This is a genomic window from Ensifer sp. ENS03 (assembly GCF_014852035.1).
GTDB classification, from domain to species: Bacteria; Pseudomonadota; Alphaproteobacteria; order Rhizobiales; family Rhizobiaceae; genus Ensifer; species Ensifer adhaerens.
This window is the reverse complement of the sequence record NZ_JACVAV010000006.1, coordinates 121,730-146,327: the sequence shown is the minus strand read 5'-3', so window position 1 is coordinate 146,327 and position 24,598 is coordinate 121,730. Positions and strand designations below refer to the sequence as shown.

The window sequence follows — 24,598 nt, the reverse complement described above, 5'->3', positions numbered from 1 at the left end:
TCCTCTATGGTTGATAGCCCCAGATAATCGGGATATCACACCAATGTCAATAGTCATCATACAACTCATCATACAAGTTATTTTAGCGCGCCAGCCAACCGCCATCGACATTCAACACCGCACCATGGATGTAGTTCGCAGCCGCCGAAGACAGAAACACGGTCGCACCCGCAATGTCTTCGGAGCGCCCCCAGCGGCCCGCCGGAATCCGCTCGAGTATTGCCTTGCTACGTTCAGGATCCGCCCTTAGAGCCTCGGTGTTGTTGGTCTCGATATAGCCGGGCGCAACCGCATTGACGTTGATGCCTTTTGACGCCCATTCGTTGGCGAGAAGCTTCGTGACGCCCACAACGCCATGCTTGGCGGCGGTGTAGGACGGTACGCGAATTCCGCCCTGGAAGGAAAGCAGCGACGCGATGTTGACCACCTTGCCGGACATGCCCTTCGCAAGCAGCTCCTTGGCAAAAGCCTGGGTCGTGAAGAACAGTGCCTTGAGGTTAACATCCATGACTGCATCCCAATCAGCTTCGGAAAAATCAACCGCGTCAGCGCGACGGATGATTCCGGCGTTGTTGACGAGAATGTCGAATTCCGCACCGGCAAATACTCCGGTTGCCGCCATCGGATTGGCGAAATCAAGCGCCAGTGCAGTCGCCCTTCCCCCGACCTTGTCGATGAGCGCAAGGGTCTCGTCGGGCGCCCTGCGCGCGGCGCAGACAACCTCAGCGCCCGCCTGAGCCAGGCCAACTGCGATCGCTTGGCCAAGACCAGTATTCGCCCCTGTGACGAGAGCCTTATGTCCTTCAAGAGAAAAGAGATTTTTCATCGCAGATCCGCCGGTTGAATGAAATCCATATCCGTGTAATCGACGTTGTCGCCGGCCATCGCCCAGATGAAGGTATAAGAGCCGATGCCCGCGCCCGAGTGGATCGACCATGGCGGCGAGATCGCGCCTTCCTCGTTGGCGATAAACAGATGCCTCGTCTGCTGTGGCTCACCCATCAGATGGAGCACGCGAGATTTTTCGTCCATACCGAAATAGAGATAGGCCTCCATGCGGCGATCATGCACGTGGGAGGGGATCGTGTTCCAAACGGAGCCGTCTTCGAGCGTTGTGTAGCCGAGCACGAGCTGGCAGCTTTCCATCACGAGCGGGTGGATGAACTGATTGATGGTCCGCTTGTTGGAGGTTTCCATCGCGCCAAGCTTGACCTCGTTGCTTTCACCGAGTGTCACAAGCCGCGCCGGCAGGCTGCGGTGCGCCGGGCAGGAGACGATGTAGAAACGTCCGCGTCCGGCAAACGTCACCGCACCAGAACCGGCCCCGAGATAGAGCACATCGCCGCGGTTGAGCGCGTATATCTCATCACCGGCTGTCACCGTACCGGCCTCACCGATGTTCACGACACCCATTTCGCGCCGGTCAAGGAAGGACGGCGTCTTCGTTTCCTCGACCCGATCGAGCGTCAGCGCAGCACCGTTAGGAACGGCACCTCCCATAACGAAGCGATCGTAGTGCGTGTAGACCAGCCGGATCTCACCGGGCCGGAACATATCCTGCGCCAGGAAATGCTTACGCAGGCCTTCTGTATCGAGCGCTCGCGCATAGTCCGGATTAACGGCCTGCCTTGTTTCGACGGTCAGCATTCGGTCCTCCTTTGAGGTATTGCGAACAAGAGATAATACATGTAAGTCCGTATTGTATGATAACGTGTTCAAGGTCAAGACCCGAATGAAACGCCTCCTGATCACGGGCGCGGCTGGCGCGCTTGGCCGCGCCTTGCGACCGCGACTGGCGTTGCTTGCCGAAACAATCCGTCTTGGCGACATCGCACCGGCTGATGTCACCGGCCCCAACGAGGAATGGATGCACTGCGATCTCGCCGAACCATGGGCCGTCGACGCGATGGTGGCGGGCTGCGACGGTATCGTGCATCTGGGCGGGATCTCCGTCGAACGCCCGTTCGACCAGGTTGTCACCGGCAACATCGTCGGCCTCTACAATCTCTACGAGGCCGCCCGCGCCCATGGCTTGCCCCGCATCATCTTTGCAAGTTCAAACCACACGATCGGCTACTATCCGCAGACTGATCGACTTGGGCCCGATGCACCGTTTCGCCCCGACGGGCTCTATGGTGTGTCCAAATGCTTCGGTGAATCGCTCGCCCGCCTGTACTTCGACAAGTTCGGACAGGAGACAGCACTGGTGCGCATCGGCTCCTGTACAACTGAGCCGATGGACCATCGGATGCTGTCGACCTGGTTTTCTCATGGCGATTTCGCATCGCTGATCGAAGCCGCTTTCCGCTCCCCAGTGCTTGGTTGCCCGGTCATTTGGGGCGTTTCAGCAAACGACAGCTGCTGGTGGGACAATTCGCATCTGACTTGGCTCGGCTGGAGGGCGAAAGACAACGCCGAGGCCTGGCGCGAGAAAATCGAAACGAACGTGGCTAAACCAACCCTCGACAAATCAATGGCGCGCTTTCAAGGCGGTGCCTTTACCGACAATCCTATCTTCAAGGAGTGACAATGACCTTCACCCCTCACGGCAAACACCTGGTTGCGGGCGAGTGGATCGCGACCGAGCAGACATTCAGCAGCGAACCGGCCCATGGCGCCGCGTTTGACTTTTCCGTCGGCACGCCGGATCTGGTCGACAGGGCCGCAAAATCGGCCGAGGATGCCTTCTGGTCTTATGGCCATTCAAGCCGGAAAGAGCGCGCGGCATTTCTAGAAACGATTGCCGATGAGATAGAAAGCCGCGGGGCGGCCATTACCGAGATCGGCAGTGCAGAAAGCGGTCTGCCGCCCGCCCGGCTAGAAGGAGAACGTGGACGCACCACCGGCCAGCTCCGACTTTTTGCAGCCCATCTCGGAAAGGGCGACTATCTCGACAGACGCCACGATGAAGCGCTGCCGGACAGAAAGCCCCTCCCGCGCCCCGACATCCGACTGCTTCAGCGACCTGTCGGTCCGGTTGCGGTGTTCGGGGCCTCCAATTTTCCGCTGGCTTTCTCGACAATGGGCGGCGATACCGCGTCGGCTCTTGCCGCCGGGTGCCCGGTCATCGTGAAGGGCCATTCAGCCCATCCTGGGACGAGCGAAGTGGTTGCCGAGGCTGCCCACGCAGCGATCAGGAAGCAAGGGCTTCACCCCGGCGTATTCTCACTCATCCAGGGCGGTCGCCGGGACGTCGGCACTGGCCTCGTTACACATCCCCTCATCAAGGCCGTCGGCTTTACCGGCTCGCTTGCGGGTGGCCGCGCGCTTTTCGACCTATGTGCGAAGCGCCCGGAACCAATCCCCTTCTTCGGCGAACTGGGTTCGGTCAACCCGATGTTCATCCTGCCCGAAGCCGGCAAGGTCCGCTGCGAGGAAATCGCCAAGGGTTGGGCAAGCTCGTTGACGATGGGCGCCGGACAATTCTGCACCAATCCAGGCATTGCCGTGATCGCAGCAGGCGAGGCGCCAGCGTTTGCGGAAAGCGTGCGTGCGGCGCTTTCGCAGATCGGCGCACAAGTGATGTTGACGGATGGAATTGCCAAAGCGTATCGCGATGGGCGCAATCGCATTGCCTCAGGCCGCGGCGTTCGCGACGTCTTCACATCCAGCTGCGATCGGCGCAACGTCACACCCAATCTCTTCCTCGTCTCTGCACGGGACTGGCTCGCCAACCATACGCTTTCAGAAGAAGTCTTCGGCCCGCTCGGCCTCATCGTCACGGCCGAAAGCATTGAAGAACTGGTCGTCGTCGCCAGGAGTTTCGATGGCCAGCTGACTGCAACTCTTCATCTCAACGACGGAGACACCGATCTTGCACGCCAACTTATGCCGATCCTGGAGCGCAAGGCCGGCCGTCTTCTCGTGAACGGATTTCCCACGGGCGTGGAAGTCTGCGACGCCATGGTTCATGGCGGGCCCTATCCGGCCTCTACGAATTTCGGCGCGACCTCGGTCGGAACTATGGCGATCCGCAGGTTTCTGAGGCCCGTATCCTATCAGAATGTACCTGACGGGCTTTTGCCTGCTGATTTGCTATCGGATTGAGGAGCGATTGCCTCGTCCGCCATCTTTGGCGTATCCAGAGATAAAGCGGCAGGTGCCGCCACATCCTGGAACCGGGCAACCACATGACGATAGCGACTGCTTCCGATACGAACGCCCCGCAGCCCAGGACCCTGGTGGCAAAGGTTACCGACGTTCTGCGCTCCCATATCGCCGAGGGCCGCTACCGGCCCGGCGACCGCCTGCCATCAGAGGCGCAACTGACCAAGGAATTTAACGTCAGCCGCACTGTCGTAAGAGAAGCGATTGCAGCACTGCGTTCCGACGGATTGGTCGAGGCACGACATGGCGTCGGCGTTTTCGTGCTGGAGCCTGCCCCGGCCGCAAGAAATTCGTTTCACAACGTCGATCTCGCCCGCGTCTCATCATTGATCGAGATGCTGGAAATCAGAACGGCAGTCGAAGGCGATGCGGCCGGGTTGGCCGCGCTTCGCCGCTCCCCGGGACAGGAAGGCAAAATTATCGAAGCGTTCGAAGCATTTCGCATCCGCGCCGAAAGTGGTGAGCCGACCGCCGAAACCGATTTTGCTTTTCATCTCGCCATTGCCGAAGCGACGAACAATCCAAGGTTTGCCGAGTTTCTCCATGTGCTCGGGCCGGCTGTCATCCCGCGCCGTGCGGTCGCCCGCGAGGGAGAGGAAGCCGCCCTTCCCTCCGTCGAGATGCGCCGGCTTCTCGATGAACACGAGGCGATACTCGACGCGGTCCAAAGCGGGGATGAGGAACAGGCTCGCGCGGCCATGCGCGATCACCTGAAGAACAGCCAGACACGATATCGCTCCATGCTGCGAACCTTGCGCTAGCACTGGTTGAGAGAGCCGCACTTGCATTCGAACAGATTACGACTAACATGCCAGACAGGTTTGAGCATGTTGGGACGTAAATGGAAGCCGTAAACACTATGGAGCGTGGCACGTCGCTTGCGGCAAAAATCAGCGCCGCGCTGCGTCGCGATCTGGCGGAAGGCGTGTTTCGCCCCGGCGACCGGCTTCCGAGCGAAAGCGCTCTGACGCGCGAGTATTCCGTCAGCCGCACAGTCGTAAGGGAAGCGATTGCCATCCTTCGCGCCGACGGGCTGGTCGAAGCGCGCAAGGGCGCCGGCATATTTGCCCTTGAGACAAAGCCGGAAAAGGAGCAGCCTTTCAAGGATTTGAAGACCGAGCGGATTTCGTCGGTCATAGAGCTTCTTGAACTTCGGACGGTTTTCGAGGTGGAATCGGCAGGGCTGGCGGCCGCGCGCCGTTCACCCGCCCAGATCGAAACCATCCTTGAGGCCCATCATCGTGTTGGCGAGTGCCTGGCAACTGGCAATCCTACGCGCGATGCGGATTTCGAGCTTCACCTGGCGATTGCGGAAGCCACGCAAAACCGGCGTTTCCCGGAGTTTCTCCAACTGATCCGTACTGGCATCATTCCGCGCGGCGAGTTGCAGGGATCTGCGCCGGGGTCGCGCCCGAAGGACTACAACCTCCATCTTCAGGAAGAGCATGGCCAGATCGTTGAGGCAATCATCGAAGGCAATGCTGAAGCGGCGCGCGAGCGCATGCGCGCCCACTTGCGGGGAAGCCTTGATCGGTACAACGCGCTCTTGCGTTCCCGCACCATGAGCCCCGACGCAATTTAATAGACGCGCAGAGTTGTCATACAGGCAAAAGGACATGTATGGTGATGTTGTCATACATCATCTATGAGGTCCGCATGTCTCTTCCTACTTTCCCCACGATTTCGACCGATACCGGCGTCACCCGCCAGGTGCTTTCAGATTCGCCTGAGCTCATGGTCGTCTCCTTTCGCTTCGAAAACGGTGCAAAAGGCAAGCTCCACCGCCACCCGCACGTGCAATCGACCTATGTGGCGCGCGGCAAATTCCGCTTCTTTCGCAATGGCCAGACCTATGAATTGAGGACTGGCGACAGCCTCGTAATCCCCGGAAACACGGAACATGGCTGCGAATGCCTGGAGGCAGGAGAGCTCATCGACTGCTTCACGCCCCGCAGAGATGACTTCCTCTCCGTCAGCTCTGCTTGACACTCGACATAACCTGTGACAGGTTTAGCGAAAGTTGTCATACAGGATTGGAGCCTGTAACGCCTCACCGCAGGCGACTGACAAATGGAGGAACCATGTCAATTCGTCGCCTACGCTTCCACGGCGTGGCCGGGCAGGTCGGGACCATTGCGGTCACGTTGCTCGGCCTTCTGCTCCTGACGTTCTTCATCGGCCGCCTTATGCCTGCCGATCCGGTCCGCGCGATCGTCGGGGAGGACGCAACCCGCGAGACCTACGAACAGGTCTATCGTTCGCTCGGGCTTGATCGACCTCTTTGGGAACAATTCGCCTACTATCTTGGAGACGTTTTCACCGGCAACTTCGGAACCTCCATCCGCACGGGCCAGCCGGTCATTCAGGATATCCTGCACGTGATGCCGGCAACGATCGAGCTTGCGACCTTCGCAATCCTCATCGGAGCCGGCCTCGGCGTTCCGCTCGGAGTGCTTGCTGCCGTCAACAAGGACCGCTGGCCCGACCATGTCGTGCGCGTCTTCAGCCTGTTCGGGCACTCCATGCCGATCTTCTGGACCGGCATGATCGCGCTTATCGTCTTTTATGCTTATCTCGGCCTCGTCGGCGGCAGCGGACGCATGGACCAGTTCTATATTGGCCTTGTCGAGGAGCGGACCGGATTCCTGCTGATCGATAGCCTGATCGCCGGCGAAATGGATGTGTTTTGGTCGGCCGTCAACCACATCATCCTGCCGGCGTCGCTGCTTGGCTACTCCTCGTCCGCCTATATCACGCGCATGACCCGCAGCTTCATGCTGGATCAGCTCGGTCAGGAATATGTCACGACGGCGCGCGTCAAAGGCCTTTCTCGCAGCCAGACGATCTGGCAGCACGCCTTCATCAACATTCGGGTGCAACTGGTCACCATCATTGCGCTTGCCTATGGCTCGCTGCTCGAAGGCGCCGTGCTGATCGAGACGGTCTTCGCGTGGCCGGGCTTTGGCCAATATCTCACCAATAACCTCATTACCGGCGACATGAACGCCGTCATGACCTGCGTCCTGATCGTCGGGATCATCTTTATCGCCCTCAATCTTCTGTCCGACGTTCTCTATCGCATCTTCGACCCGAGGACACGCTGATGACCACCCAAGCCGAAACTGCGTTCCGCTTGCCGGCTCCGCTTTACGCACTCAAGAACATCGTGCGCTTCCTGTTGAAGAGCCCAACCTCGACCTTCGGTCTTGCGGTCCTGGTGCTGCTCGTCCTTGTCGCAACCTTCGCGCCGCTGATTGCCACCCATGACCCCTATGCCCAGAACCTCGCAAACACGCTGCAGGCGCCTGGAAATGGACATCTGTTCGGCACCGACGAGCTTGGTCGTGACATCTTCAGCCGCCTGGTCTGGGGCTCGCGTATCACGCTTACGATTATCTTCCTCGTCTCGATTGTCGTTGGCCCAATCGGGCTCGTCATCGGCACGACTGCCGGCTATCTCGGCGGGAAGGTCGATACCGTGATGATGCGTATCACGGACATCTTTCTCTCCTTCCCGAGCCTCATTCTTTCGCTCGCCTTCGTTGCAGCGCTGGGTCCAAGCCTGAACAACGCCATTATCGCGATTGCGCTGACCTCTTGGCCACCGATCGCACGCCTCGCGCGCGCAGAGGCAATGACCTTTCGCAAGGCGGACTACATCTCGGCAGCCAGGCTCCAGGGCGCATCGGCCACACGCATCATCGTCAAGTCGATCATGCCCATGTGCCTGCCCTCGGTGCTCATTCGCCTGACACTGAACATGGCGACCGTTATCCTGACGGCTGCCGGTCTCGGTTTTCTGGGGCTCGGCGCCCAACCTCCGCTGCCGGAATGGGGCGCGATGATTGCGACAGGCCGCAAGTACATGCTGGACAGCTGGTGGCTCGTCACCTTCCCGGGTGTCGCCATTCTTTCGGTCAGTCTCGCTTTCAACCTTCTCGGCGACGGGCTGCGCGATGCGCTCGATCCGAAGCAGATGAACCGGAGGTAGACCGATGAGCCAAGACATTCTTCAGGTCGAAAACCTCCGCATCCGCTATGGCGGCGCAGCGACCGATGCCGTGCGCGGCGTGTCCTTCACCCTCGGCCGCGAACGCCTTGGCATCGTTGGCGAGTCCGGTTCCGGCAAATCGACGGTCGGACGGGCCTTGCTGCGACTTCTGCCGGGCGCCACGATTACCGCCGACACGCTGCGCTTTGCCGAGCTTGATCTGACAGCCCTTTCGGAAAAGGAACTGCTCAAGGTTCGCGGCCGGCGCATGTCCATGATCCTTCAGGATCCGAAATTTTCTTTGAACCCTATTCGCCGGGTCGGTGACCAGGTGGCGGAAACCTATCTGCGGCATTTCAATTGCACCAAGGCGGAGGCGCGTGAAAAGGCGCTCGCCATGCTGTCGGCAGTCAAGATCCGCGACCCGGAGCGCGTTTATGACCAGTATCCGCACGAGATATCCGGCGGCATGGGGCAGCGCGTGATGATTGCCATGATGCTGCTTGCCGATCCCGAGCTCGTCATCGCCGACGAACCGACCTCCGCACTCGACGTCACGGTGCGACTTCAGGTGTTGAACATTCTCGATGGGCTGGTGCGGGATCGCGGCATCGGGCTCATCATGATCAGTCACGATTTGAACCTTGTACGCAATTTCTGCGATCGCGTACTCATCATGTATGCCGGCCGTATCGTTGAAACGCTGGCCGCCCGCGATCTCGACAAGGCCCAACATCCCTACACCCGTGGCCTGCTGGCAGCTCAGCCGCGGATCGGCGGCCCACGCGCACCGCTCCGCGTGCTCGATCGCCGTCCCGAATGGCTGGAGGAGAAAGCCTGATGTCCGTCTCTATCGAAGTTCGCGATGTCTCTATCACCTTCGGTAGCGGTCCCACCGCGGTCAAGGTGTTGCCAACCGTCACCTTCTCCGTGGCGCCGGGCGAATGCTTCGGCCTCGTCGGCGAAAGCGGATCAGGCAAGTCCACGGTCCTGCGTTGCATCTCTATGCTGACCGACATCTGGACCGGCGACGTACTGATCGGCGGCAGGTCGGTGCGTGACATGCCGCTGATTGAGCGTTGCCGCACGCTGCAGATGGTCTTCCAGGATCCCTACGGTTCGCTGCATCCACGCCAATCGGTTCGCACGGTGCTGAACGAGCCTCTCGTCATCCACAAGCTCGGCGACCGGGAGGAGCGCATACGCAAGGCAATCACGGATGTGGGGCTGCCGGTCTCCTTTCTCGATCGCTTCCCCCACCAGCTCTCGGGCGGCCAGCGCCAGCGTGTTGCGATCGCGCGGGCGCTGATCCTCGAACCTTCCCTGCTGCTCCTAGACGAGCCGACGTCGGCGCTCGATGTTTCGGTGCAGGCGGAAATCCTCAACCTGCTTCAGCGTCTGCGTGAGGAGCGCGGCTTCACCTACATCATGGTGACGCACGATCTGGCCGTCGTGGACCATATGTGCGACCGTTTCGCGGTCATGTTGCGCGGAGAAATCACCGAAGTGCTGCCGCGCGAGGCGATCCCCGGCAACCAGGCAACCCACGCTTACGCGCGTGAGCTGATCGGCGCCTCGCTGGAGTACGAAGGCTCGCACTGAGCAAGCCGCATCTCCTCCCAAAAGAAGACTCCTCCTCCCCAACTCGCCCGGTCCTGTGCCGGGCTTTTCCTTGCCTGATGGCCCCGGTTGAGGACTATCGGGTGTCTGAGCTTGCCAATGATCCCGGGAGCACGCCTGCGACCTTTTCGGCGCGTGCAGCTCGGGCTCATGAACCTGGCCGCGGCACGCTTGCCAATCGCTGCCCCTCCCCAGACGTACCGGTGATGAAGGTCTTCGCGAGGCGAGCGCGATGAGTGGGTAACCACGCAAACCGGCAAAGATGAGGAATACTTCGGCTTCAAGCGAGAGAACCGAGCGATGGCAGCCACGGGGACGTTGCCGATGTCGTTCGGCAACGCGTTGGCGCCCGGCCCACGGCACTTTTCAATGCAAAAAGAAGGCGCATGGTCAAATGCGCCTTCTTTCCTTCATTTCATTAAATTCCCGGAGCCGGTCACCGCTCCTTGGTGACACCTTCGAAGCGCGAGAGCCAGGGGCTGACGATCATCCCTTTCACATCGCTGCGGTACGCGGCCGTGTCGACCACTTCCGAGAAGGGTTGGATCGACATGACGACCTCGTCCATGTACTGCTGCACGCCCTCGTAGAGCTTGGCCTGCTTGGCCTGGTCGCGCTCAACCAGGGCCTCTTCGATCATCTTGTTCAGCTTCTCGTCATAGAAGCTGGTGCGCCAGCTCTGATAGTTGGTGAGCTTGGCATCGTCCGAATTGTCGGGATTGTAGGCGATAGAGCGTAAATTGTTGTCGGGGTGCGGCTGCTGGCCACCGCCGCCGCGGCCGAGAAGCAGTTCAAAGTTCCGTTCACGCATCGCGCCGTAGATCTGGTCGCCCGAACCGCTGATGAGCTCCGCCTGGATGCCAGCCTGGGCAAGCGTGTTCTGGATGGCCGTCGCAGCCTTCATGAAAGGATCTTCAGACAGCACACGCAACGTCGTCTTAAAGCCGTCCGGGTAGCCTGCCTCGGCAAGCAGCGCCTTTGCCTTGGCCACATCCAGTTTGTAGCCTTCGTCCGGCAGCGCGCCGAGGACGCCTGTCGACAAGGGCCGCTGATGCAGCTTGCCGTAGTAGGGCATGACAGCCTTGTCGAGACCCTCGTAATCGATCAGGTAGCGCAGTGCTTCACGCACTTTCTTGTTGGCGAAGCGCTCATCCTTCATCGAGACGCTGAGGTAGTAAAAACCCGAGCCTGGTGTCGATGCGATGGCGATCGCCTCATCGGCCTCGAGCGACTTCAGGTCCGGCGCCTGCAAGGAATAGGCAACGTCAATGTCGCCTTTTTCCAGAAGCAGCCGCTGCGACTGCGATTCCGGCAGATGGCGCATCAGCACCCGCTTCATTGCGGCCTTTTCACCCCAGTAGTCGTCGTTGCGCGTGAGGATGATGTACTCGTTCGATTTCCACTGCGTGAGCGTGAAGGGGCCGGAACCGGCGGAGTTCAGGGTCAGCCAGGCGGCGCCAAGATCGCCGTCCTTCTCGTTTTCGAGAACCGTCTTGCTGTCGAAGATGGAGCCAGGTCCGTTCTGCGCAAGGATCATCAGCAGCAGGTTCGGGTCGTCGGGTTTCGGAAGATTGATAACGAAGGTGTGGTCGTCTTCGGCGACGAAGGCTTTGTCGGCTTCTTCGAGCGTGAAGCCCCTTGTTTTCAGGAAAGAAGACTGCGCGAGATTACGCGCAAGCAGGCGCTTCAGGCTCCAGGCAACATCCTGAGCCGTGACGGGATTGCCCGACGCAAATTTCGCATCGCTACGCAGGTGAAAACGAATTGAATTGCGATCGGCGGAGACCTCCCAGCGCTCGGCAAGGCGTGGCTGGACACTGCGGTCCTTCGGCGAAAGGATGACCAGCGTATCGTAAATGTTGTTGAGGACCTGTACGGTCTCGCGGCCAGTGATGGCAGCGGGATCGAGCGTCAGGATGTTGCTCATTGTCGTTGCGACGACGAGTTGATCTTCCGGAGTTTCGGCGAACACGCCGTGTGGCGTTGAAGCGATGAGAAGCGCGCCGAACGCGACCGTTGCTAGAAAGCGTTTCATGTTTCCTCCTATTGCGGCCGCCCATGCGGGAGTTCGGCCTTCCGGTTACAAGTTCTGCCCCACCTGTTCCTCCACAGGCACCAGGACAGATCAGCCAAGAATTTCGGCAACGGGTGCTGCGAGCGCCCGGCCAATCGCCGCCGTGGCAGCGGCTTCCAGATGGACCCCATCGACCCGCGAGGCGTGTGCGACAGAGCCGGCATCAAAGAAGGCGTGTCCAAGTTCATCTGCGAGCTTGCGGTAGAGCGGAGAAAGCCGCTCTGATTCAGCAATGCTGCGTCCCGCCGCTGGCACCCCGCCCGGACCGGCGCAACAGGGTGGAGGGGCGACGATCAGCATTTTTGGCCTCGCACCACTTGGCTTGTAGGGAAAAGTGTCGATGATTTGCGCCAACCGGCGCACGCCGGAGACCGCTCCCTCCGCCCGCCCGCCATGCACGGGCTTGATGTCATTTGTACCGAGCATCACGATGATGAGGTCGAGCGGCATGTGGCTTGCGAGCGCCACTTGCAGCGCCTTGGCCCCATTGCGGCACGCCGGTCCACCATGGTCGTCATAGCAGGTTGTGCGGCCACCAAGTCCTTCGGGAATGACCTTTGCCGCACCGTTGAGTTCACGCGAGAGCACCTCGGGCCAGCGGCCTTCAGGCGGATGGCGTAGCCCGGTCTGCGGATCCGCTCCCCACGTCAGGCTGTCTCCAAAAGCGAGAATGGTTTTCATGAAAGATACCCCGCTTCTCACCGCACGCGGTTGTTCTCGATGAACTCGAAGTTGATATCCTCGCCGAGCCCCGGCCGAGCTGGGACATGGACATAGCCCTCGCGATCCATTGGATCGGACAATGACTTTAGGTAGTCGTGCCCGTCGTCGTATTCGAGGAACGGGTGAAGCAGCCCGCGCTCGTACCAGCGGCAATTCTTCGTCGCCGCGACGACATGCAAGTTCATCGCCGTATTGCCGTGTACCTCGCACTCCATCCCGAAGGCCTCGGCAAGATGCATCGTTTTTAATGCCGGCGTGATGCCGCCCACGTCATTCACCCCGGTCCGCAAGATGTCGCAGGCGCCCGCCTTGATCCATTCGGCACGGTGCCAATGCTTGCCGCCAGCGCTTTCCGGACCAACGACGGGGATATCGAGATTGTCGGCCAGCCACTTGTAGGAAGACAGCGACTGCTCATCCATCGGCTCTTCGATCCAATCGAAGCCGAGTTTTTCCAGTCCCCGCCCCAACTCGAGCGCATCCGTGCGCGAGTACCAATGAAAGGCGTCGATCATCAGGCGGATATTCGGTCCGACGGCTTCGCGCACGGCCGCACAGGCCTTGATGTCCATTTTCACATCCGGCGCCCAGCTGACAGGTGGCATCCAGGTGTGCAACTTGATGCCCTTATAGCCGCGCTTGACGAGAGCTTCGGCAAAGCGACCATAGTCTTCAGGTGTTGCGAGCCCCCCTTCCAGTTCGTCGCCGCACATGATGGAACCGTAGGCCAACACCTTATCGCGATAGCCGCCCACCAACTTGTATACAGGTTGCTTCAAACTCCGCCCGGCGAGGTCCCAAAGGGCGCAGTCGACCACCGCGAGCGTGCGATCCGTCAACTGCGCGGCCGATCCGCGTTGCCAATGGGCAAGATCCTGCCAAAGCCGCTCGCGATCTCGGTGGTCCTGGCCAATCAGGACTTTCTTGACGAATTTGTCGATGACATGCGACCGCACGATTTCCGGCGCCGTGAAGGAATGCCCCTCATGGCCGTCCTCCGTGCGAACAGTCAGCATAGCTTGCTCTACCTGGTGCGGCGGGCCTGGATGCGCGTGACCGGCGCTGTCCGAATGGCGGCGCGTGGTCGTGCGGAAAACCCGCACTTCGACGTCAGTGATGATCATTGGTCCTCCGGCATGTGAAAGGCGCGGCTTGGCCACACCAACTTGTCTAGCGCTAGATTAGACAGATATCAGTCAACCTGTCAAACCTGTATGACATGTTTTTAGAATATACCTGATAAGAACCCGGACGCCTTGTGATTTCGCATAGATCGGGACGCAAGCCATGATGCGAGCGGAGCGACAACTTCGTGCTCAGCAGGGCGAGCGACCGGCCAACGTGTGAGATCAACATTGACGTGCCGAACGAGGGGAACATGCGCAACAGCAACGGAAACGACCGTCCACTCGCGGGCCGGGTAGGTTTCCAGTCAGCCCCCGAGGATCCAGACGTGAAATTGCCCTCGATTGGAAATCGCGCTGGCTTGTAGCAACGCTCGGCAGACCCGTCCTGATCCGGGTTTCTTCACGGTTACGCACCGCTGAGCAGGGCTTCTGGTAGAAATCGAAGGCTGTGTCACCGGCAGCGCCACAGTGGGGGACCCCATTCCTTCACGACACGCTTTGGAAGCACAAATGCGGCGGCGAGACTGCCCTATCCTTTTTGACTGCGGCCGCTACCAACGAAGGGCTATCGAAAGCACTCCCCGTCCGCACGATGTAGCTCTGATCCTTCGCATACCTTCGCCATCACCTCAGCGGACAGCCTTGCAAAGATGACCTTGAACGAAGCAGATCCTCGCCGAAAATACGCTGTCCGCTATCCGGACGGACTGACATCACGAGAAGCAATCGCCCTGCTCGAGCAGGCATGCGCCGACGTCGCCCCGAACCTAACACTGAGCGAAATGAGTGACGGAACCACGGTCGAGGGCGAGCCCTGGCACGTTCTGTCGGTCTGCTTGGCGCTGCCGCTGTTCGAGTTGACTGAGATACTCTAGCCGCCCTCGCCAGCTATGCGCCTTTGCCCCAGCCCCCCAACGGCCGTGAAGTCCGCGTCAAAGGACCAGACGTCTACCGGGGAGCGTTTCCCGATCTGTGCTACTCGCCGGTGCTGGAAAGCAATTCGTCGAGCTGATCCAACTGCTCGGGCAATGCGGCCGCCCCGCTCTGCAGTGCTTCCTCAAGCGCTTCCTTGGACGGATAGACTTCGTGGAAAGTCAGCGACGTTCTGCCGCCCTCGTCCTTAAAGGTCACGGTCGTGATTGCGCCCTCTTCGCCCTCATCGTTGGTCCAGACTATGCGCTCGTTCGGCACCACCTCAAGATACTTGCCATAAAAGGCCATGGTGTCCGAACCGCCGGCGCCGAATTCCAGCCGATACCTGCCGCCCGTACGCACGTCCATCTGGCACGATACGAGCGAAACGCCAGGTGCCGATTTTGGCACCCACCAGCGCTGGAACAGCTCGGGCTGGCTCCACGCCTGGTAGACCATGCTCGGCGGCGCATTGAATGTCCGCGTTACGACGAGTTCGCGGTCCCCTTTGCGCTCGACTGACGTGCGGTTCTGCGCACCAGCGGCTTTGTTGACTTGCTCATTCATCGCTTACCTCCCGTTTCAGTTCGCTGATGATCTCGTCCAGTGCTGCGAAGCGGGCCTCGAAGAGTTTGCGATGCGCCTCGATCCACTCGGCCTCCGCCTCAAGGCCACGTTTCCCAAGCTTGCAGGTTCTCACCCGTCCGACCTTCTGCGTGACGACGAGCCCCGCCCGTTCGAGAACCTGGACGTGCTTCTTCATGCCGGTCAGTGTCATCTGGAACTTGTCCGCCAGACTGGTGATCGACGCGTCCCCTTGCCCAAGTAGATCGATGATCCCGCGACGGGTCGCATCGGACAGCGCCGCGAACGAGAGATCGAGAGGGGCATTATAATACTGAACCATGTAGTTCAGTATTTAACTTGCTTCCGAAGGAAACGCAAGCGGCGCGGCGGGGGACGCTTTCACTTCTTTTTAACCACGAATCGTGAAACTGCGCCGATCCGGAGGCATGATGCCGACGTTCGTCTAGGGTAAAAGTGCATGCGTAACCCGCAAGATCAGAAGCTCACTTCCGGCGCGACCAATTCGGAACCCGGCTACCTCGTCACCCGCCGTGCCCTGCTTTCGAACCTCGGCGTCATGACCCTGCTTGGTGCCTCCGGCTGCTCGCAGTCCCTGGAACTCCCATCGCTCGAGCCGTCCAGTCGGATGTCGACTGCGGGCGTTGACTATATGTCGACCGGGGCAATCCCACCGATCAGTGTCGACAGCAACATCACCGACAACAGCACGATGTATGCCTCGCTGACCGACAATGGCTTCGTCATCCCGGCAATCCCATTCCAGAAAGTCAAACCGGAATTCCGTCGTCAGATCGTTCGCGACCCTACCGGCGAGGCGCCGGGCACGATCGTGGTGAGGCTTAGCGAGCGGCATCTATATTGGGTGCAGGAAGGTGGCGAAGCGGTCCGCTACGGTGTCGGCATCGGCAAGGCCGGCTTCGAGTGGAGCGGGCGGGCAGAGATCCAGTATACGAAGGTGTGGCCGATCTGGACGCCGCCCAAAGAGATGATTGCGCGCAAGCCGGAGCTGGTGAAATGGACGGGCGGCCAGCCGGGTGGCCTCGACAACCCGCTCGGAGCCCGGGCACACTATATCTTCAAAGACGGCCAAGACACCGGCTATCGCGTGCATGGCTCACCGGAGTGGTGGACCATCGGCACACAGGCATCTTCCGGTTGCGTACGCATGATCAACCAGGACGTTGTCGATCTCTACAACCGGGTCAAGGCGTCGCCGACCAAAGTCCCGATTGTCGTCGCATAAGAGGGCGCTTCGAGCCCATTTCTAACGGTCACGCGGGATGCCAAACACCCGGGCCGATGCGGATGCGGATAAAGCCGCCGCCACCGCGGGCGAAATCGAGCGGCAAGGTGAAAGCCAGCAATTGACGGCCCGAGCAGCCGTGGAGACGGGGCAAGAAGTAGAGCCCCTCCTAGCAGGCGGCATGATCCCCCAAATTCTGGGCCGCCACTTCAAGAAACGCGGCTGAAGCAGCGACCACCACGGTGTCGGAGAGCATCGAAGCGACCCGACGCATTCTCGCAACCGGGCGCCTCGCTGGTCAGTAGTACGGCGACACACATTCCTGGCGCGGCCCATAATAGGGTTGGAAGGAGTTGTCGTAGGCACGGTATGAACGATAGCGGTCATAGCACCATTCGACATGCGACGACGGCGCGTTGGAATAGACCCGCCGAGGCGGTGAGGCGATCGCGCCACCGATGATCACTCCTGTCCCGAATGCGGCCAGGGGATACCACCATCCATCACTGTGACGACGGTACCCGTCGCGGCGGTACCGGTAACCCTCATAGCCATTGTAGTAGCCGTAGCGTGGAGCCGCATTGTAACGGTTGCCGCCGTAACGGTAGACGTCGTAGCCGCGCTTGTGCGGCGGTCCGCCGTAATGACCTGGCTTATGATGGATCAAATCGACCGGCTGGGAAGTCGTCTGCCCAGCGGAAACAGAGAACATCGGCGCCGCCTGCGCCGACACCGCCGATAGCGCCGTACCGGCGGCCAAGAGTACTGCACCTATTTTCTTCATAATTTCCCACCTACAGCGTCAAAGTGATCGGTATTCGACCCCTAACGGGCCAAACGGGCTCGGCACCATGCAGGTGCCACCGATCATCAACAGATCGAATCCCTTCGACGAACTTAGTCAACGCGAGAGGTTCTGCCATAGGACCTCAGTCCGATGGCAGCCGGCAAAGGTCTTATGTGCTCGGCAAGCGCAGCGGTTCGCACCAAAAGAAGAAGGCGCATGTTTTATTCCGGAGCGGCCTCGGCCCGCCGTCGAGGAGCATTTAGCGATCAGCAGACGGCCGTCGCTCAGTGTCTAAAAAAGAAGAGTGGCGGGAAGCGCTAAATTGGTCCCCCGCGACCGCAAGTTACGGACGATTTCTCATTCAGCGATTGCAGAGACCTCGCGCAGCCACTCGATGAACAGCCGCCCGCTTTCCTTTTTCGGTCTTCTCGCCGGCACCACGACAAAATATGCCGCCCTGGTGCGAATGGAGGCTTCGGTAAGGCGGACCAAACGAGTTTGCCGAATAAGGTCGGAGACAAGGCGATTCCAACCGAGCGCAATGCCTTGCCCGTTCATCGCCGCATAAATGGCTTCCGTATAGAAGCTGCATCGCAGGCCGCGGGCGCGTTTCGGCGCCTTTACGGAAAATGCTGCAAGCCATTCATCCCAGCCCGTCCATGTCGGGTCATCAATATCGCTCGTAATCAGCGGATGATTGATGAGGTCTCCCGGCGTGCGGATCGGATCCGCCGTGGCCAGATAATCTGCACTGCAAATCGGGAAAACCTCGTCCTCGAACAAGAACTCCGCCTGGCCGTCCGGCCAGGTGCCGGTCCCGTAGCGGATCGCCAGGTCCACATCGCTAGCCTCGATGCTCGTTCGGGCATCTTGTGTGATGATGCGAAGCTTGATTTCGGGATAGGCTCGAGAAAAGGCAGCGATCCTTGGCAGCAGCCAGAAATGTGAAAAGGAGATGGTCGCTGCAATTGCCAGCTCGTCATCTGCTCCCTCCGACCGAAGATCCGCAACGGTGTCGGCAATAAGATTGAACGCGTCGCCGGCCGCTGCGGAAAGCAGCCGGCCTTTATCAGTCAGTTCGATCTTGCGATGAAGCCGCCGAAACAAGGGGAACCCAAAGTCCTCTTCGAGCAAATGGATCTGTCTGCTTATAGCCGCCTGCGTCACGCCGAGTTCCGTCGCGGCCCGTGTGAAGCTCGACAATCGAGCCGCTGCCTCAAAGGCCGTCAGCGCGGTGAGCGGCGGTAGTTTCTTCCTCAGGTTGACCATCTTGGATCCATTACATTTGGTAATGTGAAACGCGCATATTTGTGCCGTTGAGCGACTGCCGCGCCTGAGCGATCCTCTTTGTGGAGCCCGTCGAGCTTCCGATCGGAACATAAGGTGGAATTATGCTGCAGACATTTGCTTCTCCCATATCATCGCTGCTTGATGCAAGAGCGGAGGGCCATTCGCTTCCCGCCGGTCTCTACACGCGAGAGGATGTCTTCGAGGCGGATCTGGAGGTCTTTTTCCGCCGGCACTGGATCTGCATTGGGCTTGAATGCGATGTACCGGAGCCGGGCGATGCAACCGTCGTCGATATTGGCAAGACCAGCCTCATCCTCCTGCGCGACGATGACGGCGGGATCCGCGTCATGCACAATGTCTGCCGCCACCGAGGCGCCCGACTGCTCGATCCAGGCAAGACGATCGTTTCGAAGCTTGTCTGTCCCTACCACACCTGGACCTATGAGCTTTCCGGTGAACTGAGCTATGCGCCCCATATGGGCAAGAGCTTCGACAAGGAATGCCGCAGCCTCAAGCCCGTGATCTTCAAGTCGGTTGGCGGCCTTGTTTATGTCTGCCTTTCGAACGATCCGCCCGAAGATATTGAGCGTCTCGTCGGGGTCATGGCAGAACGACTTGCTCCCTACGATATCGCCAACGCCAAGGTCGCGTATGAATCCGATGTCATCGAACAAGGCAACTGGAAGCTCACGATCGAGAACAACCGTGAATGCTACCACTGTTCCGCCAACCATCCCGAGCTCTGCGTCTCCTTCGTCGACCTCGATTTCGGCTTCGATCCGGACGCTTTGAGCCCGGAAGATCGCGCCCAGGCGGAGGAGCATTTTTCGCTCTATGAGGAGCGCACCAGGCGGTGGGAGGCAGATGGCTACCCCTCCGCGGCGGTCGAGCAACTGGTGGACTGCACCACCAACTTTCGGACGCAACGGCTGATCATTTCGGGGGCGGGCGAATCCCAGACGCCCGACGCGACCGCTGCATCGGCAAAGCTGCTCGGCACGATGTCGCGCAAGGATCTCGGCGACATGCATCTCTGGGGTCACAACAGCTGGAACCACTTCATGGGCGACCACGCCGTCGTTTCGGTTGTCATCCCGCTCTCGGCCGACAAGACGCTCGTGCGGACGAAATGGCTTGTGCACAAGGATGCCGTCGAGGGGGTCGACTACGAACTCGAAAAACTCACCAACGTCTGGATCGCCACAACCGAGCAGGACGCCGAACTGGTCGCCCGCTCCCATGCCGGCGTCGAAGATCCCGCTTACGTGCCGGGTCCCTACTCGCCCTTCTCCGAAACAAACCTCGACAAATTCGCGTCGTGGTACATCGACCGGATGCGCGCCCATGGATACTAAGAGCAACTTTTCTCCCGCCGGGCGTCTCGAGCCGAGCGATATCTGGAGCCGCGACGCGGACGAGGACCTGGTCTGCATCGATGTCCATCAGGAAACACACGACGTGAAGACCTTTACCTTTGCGTCCACCGAAGGCAAACGTTTTGCCTTCGAAGCCGGTCAGTATTTCCTGTTCGACCTCGATATCGAGGGCGAGCCGGAAAGCCGCTGCTACAGCATCTCGTCCTCGCCGAAGCGCAGCAATGCGTTCTCGGTGACCGTCAAGCGCGTCGCCGACGGCAAGATCTCGAACTGGCTTCACGATCGGCTCACGGTCAACGCCAAGGTCAAGGCGAACGGTCCTCTCGGCCAGTTCATTCGCCCGAACGGTCGGAAGTACCTTTTTCTGTCGGGAGGGTCGGGGATCACACCGGTCATGGCGATGGTTCGCGAATTGGCCGATACATGCGAGCCTGTCGACGTCGTCTTCATGCACGCGGCGCGAACCCCGAAGGACCTCATCTTCCGCGACGAACTCGCGTCACTCGCCAACCGGATGAAGGGCCTGCGCTTGCAGTTTCTGCCGGAAGTCGTTACCGGCGAAACCAACTGGCATGGCCTGACGGGACGCATATCGGCTGCTTACTTGCAGCTTGCTGTTCCCGATATCGCCGAACGCATTGTCATGTGCTGCGGCCCTGCGCCGTTCATGGCGGCAGCGCGCACGATCGCTGCCGAACTCGGCGTTCCGCAATCCAACTACATCGAGGAGAGCTTCGATGCGGCCGTGATCGACACCCCGGATATTCCTATCGTCGATCAGCCGGCGACCCGAACGTTCCAGGTCGAGTTCTCCAAACAGGGCCGCAAGATCGAAATCGGGGGCGAGCAGACCGTGCTCTCCTGCGCAAAGAAAGCGGGCGTAAAACTCGCCTCATCGTGTTCGAACGGCGTCTGCGGCACGTGCAAGTCCAAGCTCGTATCGGGTTCGGTCGAGATGAACCACAATGGCGGAATAAGGCAACGAGAGATCGATGCTGGGCTTTTCCTTCCTTGCTGTTCGAAGCCGCTCAGTGATCTCGTCGTCGATCGCTAGGCTTGGCCTAGCGATCGACATAGCGGACAGTCAGGGGTCTGACTATTAGGCAGGAAGCGCGCCGCTCTTCTTGGCCGCCCAGGTGGCGAGAACGTCCATCAGGACTGGGTTGAGACAGTCATAGGGTTCGAGGCCCAGTTCGCGCAGCCGCGCGCGCATGCTGTCCATTCCGGCCGGGTCATAGCCGCTCTCGATGATCGACGAGACGAAGGCGGCAAAACCCGGTTTTGCCCAGCCTGCCTCCTGGAAGCGCTCAGGATGAACGAAGGAAAGCCCCTTGAACGCGTGGTCACGCTCGACCGGGCCGTACATGTGTACGCCGCAATCCTTGCACGCATGGCGCTGGATCAGCGCCGCCGGGTCCACGACCGCAAGCTTGTTGCCGTTTTCCAGCACCTCGACGTTGGCCGTCGGTGCGACGGCAACGACCGAAAACACCGCACCTTCGGGTTTCCAGCACTTTGTGCAGCCGCAAGCATGGTTGTGGGCGATATCACCCTTGACGCGCACTTTCACGGGATTGCTCGCGCAGTTGCAGACCAGCGTGCCGCCGGAAAAGGCAGCGTCCGTCGCCTTGAACCCGCTGTCGAGGGATGGATGGATCGCAATGCTTGGCATGGGCTTCTCCTCCTTCTGGCCGGCGCACAATGCCCGGCTGCTTGTTGGCGCCGCCGGCTAGATCACGCTGCGGCGCAAAAAGTGCATTTGCAGTCTGGAAACGGTCCTCAACCCGCGCTCAGTATAACACCACGCTGCGGATGCTCTCGCCCGAATGCATCAGTTCGAAACCCTTGTTGATGTCTTCGAGCGGCATCGTATGGGTGATCATCGGGTCGATCTCGATCTTGCCTTCCATGTACCAGTCGACGATCTTCGGCACGTCGGTGCGGCCGCGCGCGCCGCCAAAGGCGGTGCCCATCCAGCTGCGGCCGGTGACGAGCTGGAACGGCCGGGTGGAGATCTCCTGGCCGGCGCCGGCAACGCCGATGACGACCGACTTGCCCCAGCCGCGATGCGAGGCCTCGAGCGCCTGGCGCATCACCTTGGTGTTACCGGTGCAGTCGAAGGTGTAGTCGGCGCCGCCGATCTGGTCGGCGCCGCGCTTGGTCATGTTGACGAGGTAAGGCACGATGTCGTCGCCGACCTCCTTCGGGTTGACGAAGTGGGTCATGCCGAAGCGCTCGCCCCAGGCCTTCTTGTCGTTGTTGAGGTCGACACCGATGATCATGTCGGCGCCGGCAAGACGCAGGCCCTGAATGACGTTGAGGCCGATGCCGCCGAGACCGAAGACGATCGCAGTCGCACCCATTTCCACCTGTGCCGTGTTGATGACGGCGCCGATGCCGGTCGTCACGCCGCAGCCGATGTAGCAGATCTTGTCGAACGGCGCGTCCGGATTGACCTTGGCAACCGCGATCTCCGGCAGCACCGTGTAGTTGGCGAAGGTCGAGCAGCCCATGTAGTGGTGGATCGTGTCCTTGCCGATCGAGAAGCGCGAGGTGCCGTCAGGCATCAGGCCTTGCCCTTGTGTCGAGCGGATCGCGGTGCACAGGTTGGTCTTGCGCGACAGACACGACGGGCAGGAGCGGCACTCGGGCGTGTAGAGCGGGATGACATGATCGCCCTTCTTCACCGAGGTCACGCCCGGGCCGACGTCGACGACGATGCCGGCGCCTTCATGGCCGAGGATCGCCGGAAACAGGCCTTCCGGATCGGCGCCGGACAGGGTGAAATCGTCGGTGTGGCAGATGCCTGTGGCCTTGACTTCGATCAGCACTTCGCCGGCCCGCGGGCCTTCGAGCTGAACCGTCATGACCTCGAGCGGCTTGCCTGCCTGAACGGCAACGGCGGCGCGTACATCCACTGTGGTATCCTTTTCGTTGATGCTTCAATCGCGTGGAAGGGCCAACCGAACCACGGTCAGCCCACCTGGGTTCGGTCGCTTAAAAAACGGACCTACGAAGCCTTCTGCAACTCCGGCAGAGCGTCGAAGAGATCGGCAACCAGTCCGTAGTCGGCGACCTGGAAGATCGGCGCCTCTTCGTCCTTGTTGATGGCGACGATGACCTTCGAGTCCTTCATGCCGGCGAGGTGCTGGATGGCACCGGAGATGCCGCAGGCGATGTAGAGATCGGGTGCGACCACCTTGCCGGTCTGGCCGACCTGCCAGTCGTTCGGAGCGTAACCGGCATCGACCGCAGCGCGCGAAGCGCCGACGGCAGCGCCGAGCTTGTCGGCCACCGGCAGGATCACTTGCCTGAACTTTTCGGAAGAACCAAGTGCACGACCGCCCGAGATGATGATCTTGGCAGACGTCAGCTCCGGGCGGTCGGACGACGACAGGGCGTCGGCGACGAAGGAGGAAACGCCCGGGTTGGCGGCAGCCGAGACGCTCTCGATCGCGGCCGAGCCGCCTTCAGGGGCGGAAGCGAAGGAAGCGGTGCGCACGGTGATGACGCGCTTGGCTTCGGTCGTCTGTACGGTCTGGATGGCGTTGCCGGCATAGATCGGACGTTTGAAGGTGTCGGACGAGACAACTTCGATGATTTCCGAAACCTGGGAAACGTCGAGCAGGGCTGCAACGCGCGGCATGACGTTCTTGCCGACCGAGGTCGCGGCGCTCACGATGGTGTCGTAGCTGCCGGCGAGCGAGACGATCAGGGCAGCGAGCGGCTCTGCCAGGTTGTTGGCAAGCGAGGCGTCGTCGGCAACGAGCACCTTGGCAACGCCCGCAAGCTTGGCGGCCTGCTCGGCTGCAACCTTGGCGCCGGCGCCGGCGACCAGCACATGCACATCGGCTCCAGTGCCACTGGCGATTTTCGAGGCCGCGCTCAGCGCCTTGGCGGTCTGGTCGGAAAGGTGGTTGCTGTCGTGGTCAGCCAGAAGAAGAATGGCCATGATAAAATCTCCCTTCCTTAAATCAGAGGACGCCGGCTTCGACTTTAAGCTTTTCGACGAGCTCGGCGACCGACTTGACCTTGATGCCGGCCTTGCGGCCCGACGGCTCCTCGGTCTTCAGCACCTTGAGGCGGGCGGCGGTGTCGACGCCGAAGTCGGCCGGGGTGTGTCTGTCGAGCGGCTTCTTCTTCGCCTTCATGATGTTCGGCAGCGAGGCGTAGCGCGGCTCGTTCAAACGCAGGTCGGTGGTGACGACGGCCGGCAGCTTGATGTCGATGGTCTGCAGACCGCCGTCGACTTCGCGGGTCACGGTTGCCTTGCCATCGCCGATCTCGACCTTGGAGGCAAAGGTCCCTTGCGCCCAGCCGAGCAGCGCGGACAGCATCTGGCCGGTCTGGTTCGAATCGTCGTCGATTGCCTGCTTGCCGACGATGATCAGGCCCGGCTGTTCAGCCTCGGCCACGCCCTTGACGATCTTGGCGACAGCGAGCGGCTCGACCTGGTCTTCGGTCTCAACCAGGATGGCGCGGTCGGCACCCATGGCAAGCGCCGTGCGCAGCGTCTCTTCGGCCTTGGCCGGACCAACGGAAACGACGACGACTTCCTCAGCCTTGCCGGCTTCCTTCAGCCTGAGCGCCTCTTCGACCGAGATTTCGTCGAACGGGTTCATCGACATCTTCACGTTCGCAAGTTCGACGCCCGAACCGTCTGCCTTCACCCGGATCTTGACGTTGTAGTCAACGACCCGTTTCACCGTCACAAGTATTTTCATGGCAAACCTTTCTCCCGCGCTCGGTCTCGGCCGAAC

Annotated in this window: 27 protein-coding genes; 14 read left to right on the top strand and 13 right to left on the bottom strand. The window is 60.5% G+C overall.

Annotated features, from left to right (window positions below):
- Positions 1-82 precede the first annotated feature (82 nt).
- Both kduD and kduI read right to left on the bottom strand, forming a co-directional pair.
- On the bottom strand, positions 83-826 hold the full coding sequence (kduD, locus tag IB263_RS21085) for a 2-dehydro-3-deoxy-D-gluconate 5-dehydrogenase KduD (RefSeq protein ID WP_192439014.1): 744 nt from the start codon (positions 824-826) through the stop codon (positions 83-85).
- Complete coding sequence (gene kduI / locus IB263_RS21080; RefSeq protein WP_192438964.1) at positions 823-1,647, bottom strand: 5-dehydro-4-deoxy-D-glucuronate isomerase; 825 nt, start codon at positions 1,645-1,647, stop codon at positions 823-825. Before kduI ends, kduD begins: the two co-directional genes overlap by 4 nt.
- Positions 1,648-1,732: 85 nt before the next feature.
- Here kduI and IB263_RS21075 point away from each other — a divergent pair, with 85 nt between their 5' ends.
- From IB263_RS21075 to IB263_RS21035, 9 genes are all read left to right on the top strand, one after another.
- A complete protein-coding gene (locus IB263_RS21075; protein ID WP_192439013.1) occupies positions 1,733-2,527 on the top strand; it encodes an NAD(P)-dependent oxidoreductase in 795 nt (264 codons plus the stop codon).
- Positions 2,528-2,529: 2 nt separating this feature from the next.
- Positions 2,530-4,047 (top strand): aldehyde dehydrogenase (NADP(+)), encoded by a 1,518-nt coding sequence (locus IB263_RS21070; RefSeq protein WP_113187860.1) that lies wholly within the window; start codon positions 2,530-2,532, stop codon positions 4,045-4,047.
- 83 nt (positions 4,048-4,130) lie between these two features.
- On the top strand, positions 4,131-4,868 hold the full coding sequence (locus IB263_RS21065; RefSeq protein ID WP_060516792.1) for a FadR/GntR family transcriptional regulator: 738 nt from the start codon (positions 4,131-4,133) through the stop codon (positions 4,866-4,868).
- 80 nt (positions 4,869-4,948) lie between these two features.
- On the top strand, positions 4,949-5,689 hold the full coding sequence (locus tag IB263_RS21060) for a FadR/GntR family transcriptional regulator (protein ID WP_034801882.1): 741 nt from the start codon (positions 4,949-4,951) through the stop codon (positions 5,687-5,689).
- Between the two features lie 74 nt (positions 5,690-5,763).
- Positions 5,764-6,093, top strand: coding sequence for a cupin domain-containing protein (locus IB263_RS21055; RefSeq protein WP_192438963.1), 330 nt, complete (start codon positions 5,764-5,766; stop codon positions 6,091-6,093).
- A gap of 95 nt (positions 6,094-6,188) precedes the next feature.
- Complete coding sequence (locus IB263_RS21050) at positions 6,189-7,211, top strand: ABC transporter permease (RefSeq protein WP_043619645.1); 1,023 nt, start codon at positions 6,189-6,191, stop codon at positions 7,209-7,211.
- A complete protein-coding gene (locus tag IB263_RS21045; protein WP_034801886.1) occupies positions 7,211-8,098 on the top strand; it encodes an ABC transporter permease in 888 nt (295 codons plus the stop codon). Before IB263_RS21050 ends, IB263_RS21045 begins: the two co-directional genes overlap by 1 nt.
- A 4-nt stretch (positions 8,099-8,102) precedes the next feature.
- Positions 8,103-8,939, top strand: a complete 837-nt coding sequence (locus IB263_RS21040) for an ABC transporter ATP-binding protein (protein ID WP_034801888.1) — start codon at positions 8,103-8,105, stop codon at positions 8,937-8,939.
- A complete protein-coding gene (locus IB263_RS21035; protein ID WP_034801890.1) occupies positions 8,939-9,700 on the top strand; it encodes an ABC transporter ATP-binding protein in 762 nt (253 codons plus the stop codon). Before IB263_RS21040 ends, IB263_RS21035 begins: the two co-directional genes overlap by 1 nt.
- A 454-nt stretch (positions 9,701-10,154) precedes the next feature.
- Here the strand turns inward: IB263_RS21035 and IB263_RS21030 are convergent, their stop codons facing one another.
- The 3 genes from IB263_RS21030 to IB263_RS21020 form a co-directional block, all read right to left on the bottom strand.
- The gene (locus IB263_RS21030; protein ID WP_060610049.1) at positions 10,155-11,753 is read right to left on the bottom strand and encodes an ABC transporter substrate-binding protein; all 1,599 of its coding nucleotides are present in this window, start codon (positions 11,751-11,753) and stop codon (positions 10,155-10,157) included.
- 90 nt (positions 11,754-11,843) lie between these two features.
- The gene (locus IB263_RS21025; RefSeq protein ID WP_034801894.1) at positions 11,844-12,473 is read right to left on the bottom strand and encodes an SGNH/GDSL hydrolase family protein; all 630 of its coding nucleotides are present in this window, start codon (positions 12,471-12,473) and stop codon (positions 11,844-11,846) included.
- 17 nt (positions 12,474-12,490) lie between these two features.
- Positions 12,491-13,639, bottom strand: a complete 1,149-nt coding sequence (locus tag IB263_RS21020; RefSeq protein WP_060516797.1) for a mandelate racemase family protein — start codon at positions 13,637-13,639, stop codon at positions 12,491-12,493.
- Positions 13,640-14,292: 653 nt separating this feature from the next.
- On the opposite strand from IB263_RS21020, the gene IB263_RS21015 reads away from it, so the two are divergent.
- A complete protein-coding gene (locus tag IB263_RS21015; protein ID WP_192438962.1) occupies positions 14,293-14,517 on the top strand; it encodes a hypothetical protein in 225 nt (74 codons plus the stop codon).
- Between the two features lie 100 nt (positions 14,518-14,617).
- Here the strand turns inward: IB263_RS21015 and IB263_RS21010 are convergent, their stop codons facing one another.
- Positions 14,618-15,121, bottom strand: a complete 504-nt coding sequence (locus IB263_RS21010) for an SRPBCC family protein (protein WP_192438961.1) — start codon at positions 15,119-15,121, stop codon at positions 14,618-14,620.
- Positions 15,114-15,461 (bottom strand): helix-turn-helix transcriptional regulator, encoded by a 348-nt coding sequence (locus IB263_RS21005; RefSeq protein WP_113136423.1) that lies wholly within the window; start codon positions 15,459-15,461, stop codon positions 15,114-15,116. The genes IB263_RS21010 and IB263_RS21005 overlap by 8 nt, the downstream gene beginning before the upstream one ends.
- A gap of 138 nt (positions 15,462-15,599) precedes the next feature.
- Between IB263_RS21005 and IB263_RS21000 the strand changes: the two genes are divergently transcribed.
- The gene (locus tag IB263_RS21000; protein ID WP_060516805.1) at positions 15,600-16,385 is read left to right on the top strand and encodes a L,D-transpeptidase; all 786 of its coding nucleotides are present in this window, start codon (positions 15,600-15,602) and stop codon (positions 16,383-16,385) included.
- Positions 16,386-16,422: 37 nt separating this feature from the next.
- Complete coding sequence (locus IB263_RS33965; RefSeq protein WP_210338294.1) at positions 16,423-16,611, top strand: hypothetical protein; 189 nt, start codon at positions 16,423-16,425, stop codon at positions 16,609-16,611.
- 72 nt (positions 16,612-16,683) lie between these two features.
- Here IB263_RS33965 and IB263_RS20995 read toward each other — a convergent pair whose 3' ends face one another.
- Both IB263_RS20995 and IB263_RS20990 read right to left on the bottom strand, forming a co-directional pair.
- Positions 16,684-17,169, bottom strand: a complete 486-nt coding sequence (locus IB263_RS20995; RefSeq protein ID WP_060585980.1) for a BA14K family protein — start codon at positions 17,167-17,169, stop codon at positions 16,684-16,686.
- Positions 17,170-17,529: 360 nt separating this feature from the next.
- A complete protein-coding gene (locus tag IB263_RS20990; protein ID WP_060585982.1) occupies positions 17,530-18,441 on the bottom strand; it encodes a LysR substrate-binding domain-containing protein in 912 nt (303 codons plus the stop codon).
- A 122-nt stretch (positions 18,442-18,563) separates the two neighbouring features.
- Here IB263_RS20990 and IB263_RS20985 point away from each other — a divergent pair, with 122 nt between their 5' ends.
- Together IB263_RS20985 and IB263_RS20980 are read left to right on the top strand one after the other, a co-directional pair.
- Positions 18,564-19,817, top strand: coding sequence for an SRPBCC family protein (locus IB263_RS20985; RefSeq protein WP_060516815.1), 1,254 nt, complete (start codon positions 18,564-18,566; stop codon positions 19,815-19,817).
- Complete coding sequence (locus IB263_RS20980) at positions 19,807-20,892, top strand: hybrid-cluster NAD(P)-dependent oxidoreductase (protein ID WP_090428935.1); 1,086 nt, start codon at positions 19,807-19,809, stop codon at positions 20,890-20,892. Before IB263_RS20985 ends, IB263_RS20980 begins: the two co-directional genes overlap by 11 nt.
- A gap of 45 nt (positions 20,893-20,937) precedes the next feature.
- Here the strand turns inward: IB263_RS20980 and gfa are convergent, their stop codons facing one another.
- The 4 genes from gfa to IB263_RS20960 all read right to left on the bottom strand — a co-directional run bounded on the left by gfa (position 20,938) and on the right by IB263_RS20960 (position 24,562).
- Positions 20,938-21,510: an S-(hydroxymethyl)glutathione synthase gene (gene gfa, locus IB263_RS20975; protein WP_060609992.1), complete on the bottom strand. Its 573-nt coding sequence runs from the start codon at positions 21,508-21,510 to the stop codon at positions 20,938-20,940.
- 118 nt (positions 21,511-21,628) lie between these two features.
- Positions 21,629-22,756: an S-(hydroxymethyl)glutathione dehydrogenase/class III alcohol dehydrogenase gene (locus IB263_RS20970; RefSeq protein ID WP_192438960.1), complete on the bottom strand. Its 1,128-nt coding sequence runs from the start codon at positions 22,754-22,756 to the stop codon at positions 21,629-21,631.
- Between the two features lie 92 nt (positions 22,757-22,848).
- Positions 22,849-23,790, bottom strand: coding sequence for an electron transfer flavoprotein subunit alpha/FixB family protein (locus tag IB263_RS20965; RefSeq protein WP_192438959.1), 942 nt, complete (start codon positions 23,788-23,790; stop codon positions 22,849-22,851).
- A gap of 22 nt (positions 23,791-23,812) precedes the next feature.
- Entirely contained in the window at positions 23,813-24,562 is a 750-nt protein-coding gene (locus IB263_RS20960) for an electron transfer flavoprotein subunit beta/FixA family protein (RefSeq protein WP_192340531.1), read from the bottom strand.
- Positions 24,563-24,598 lie beyond the last annotated feature (36 nt).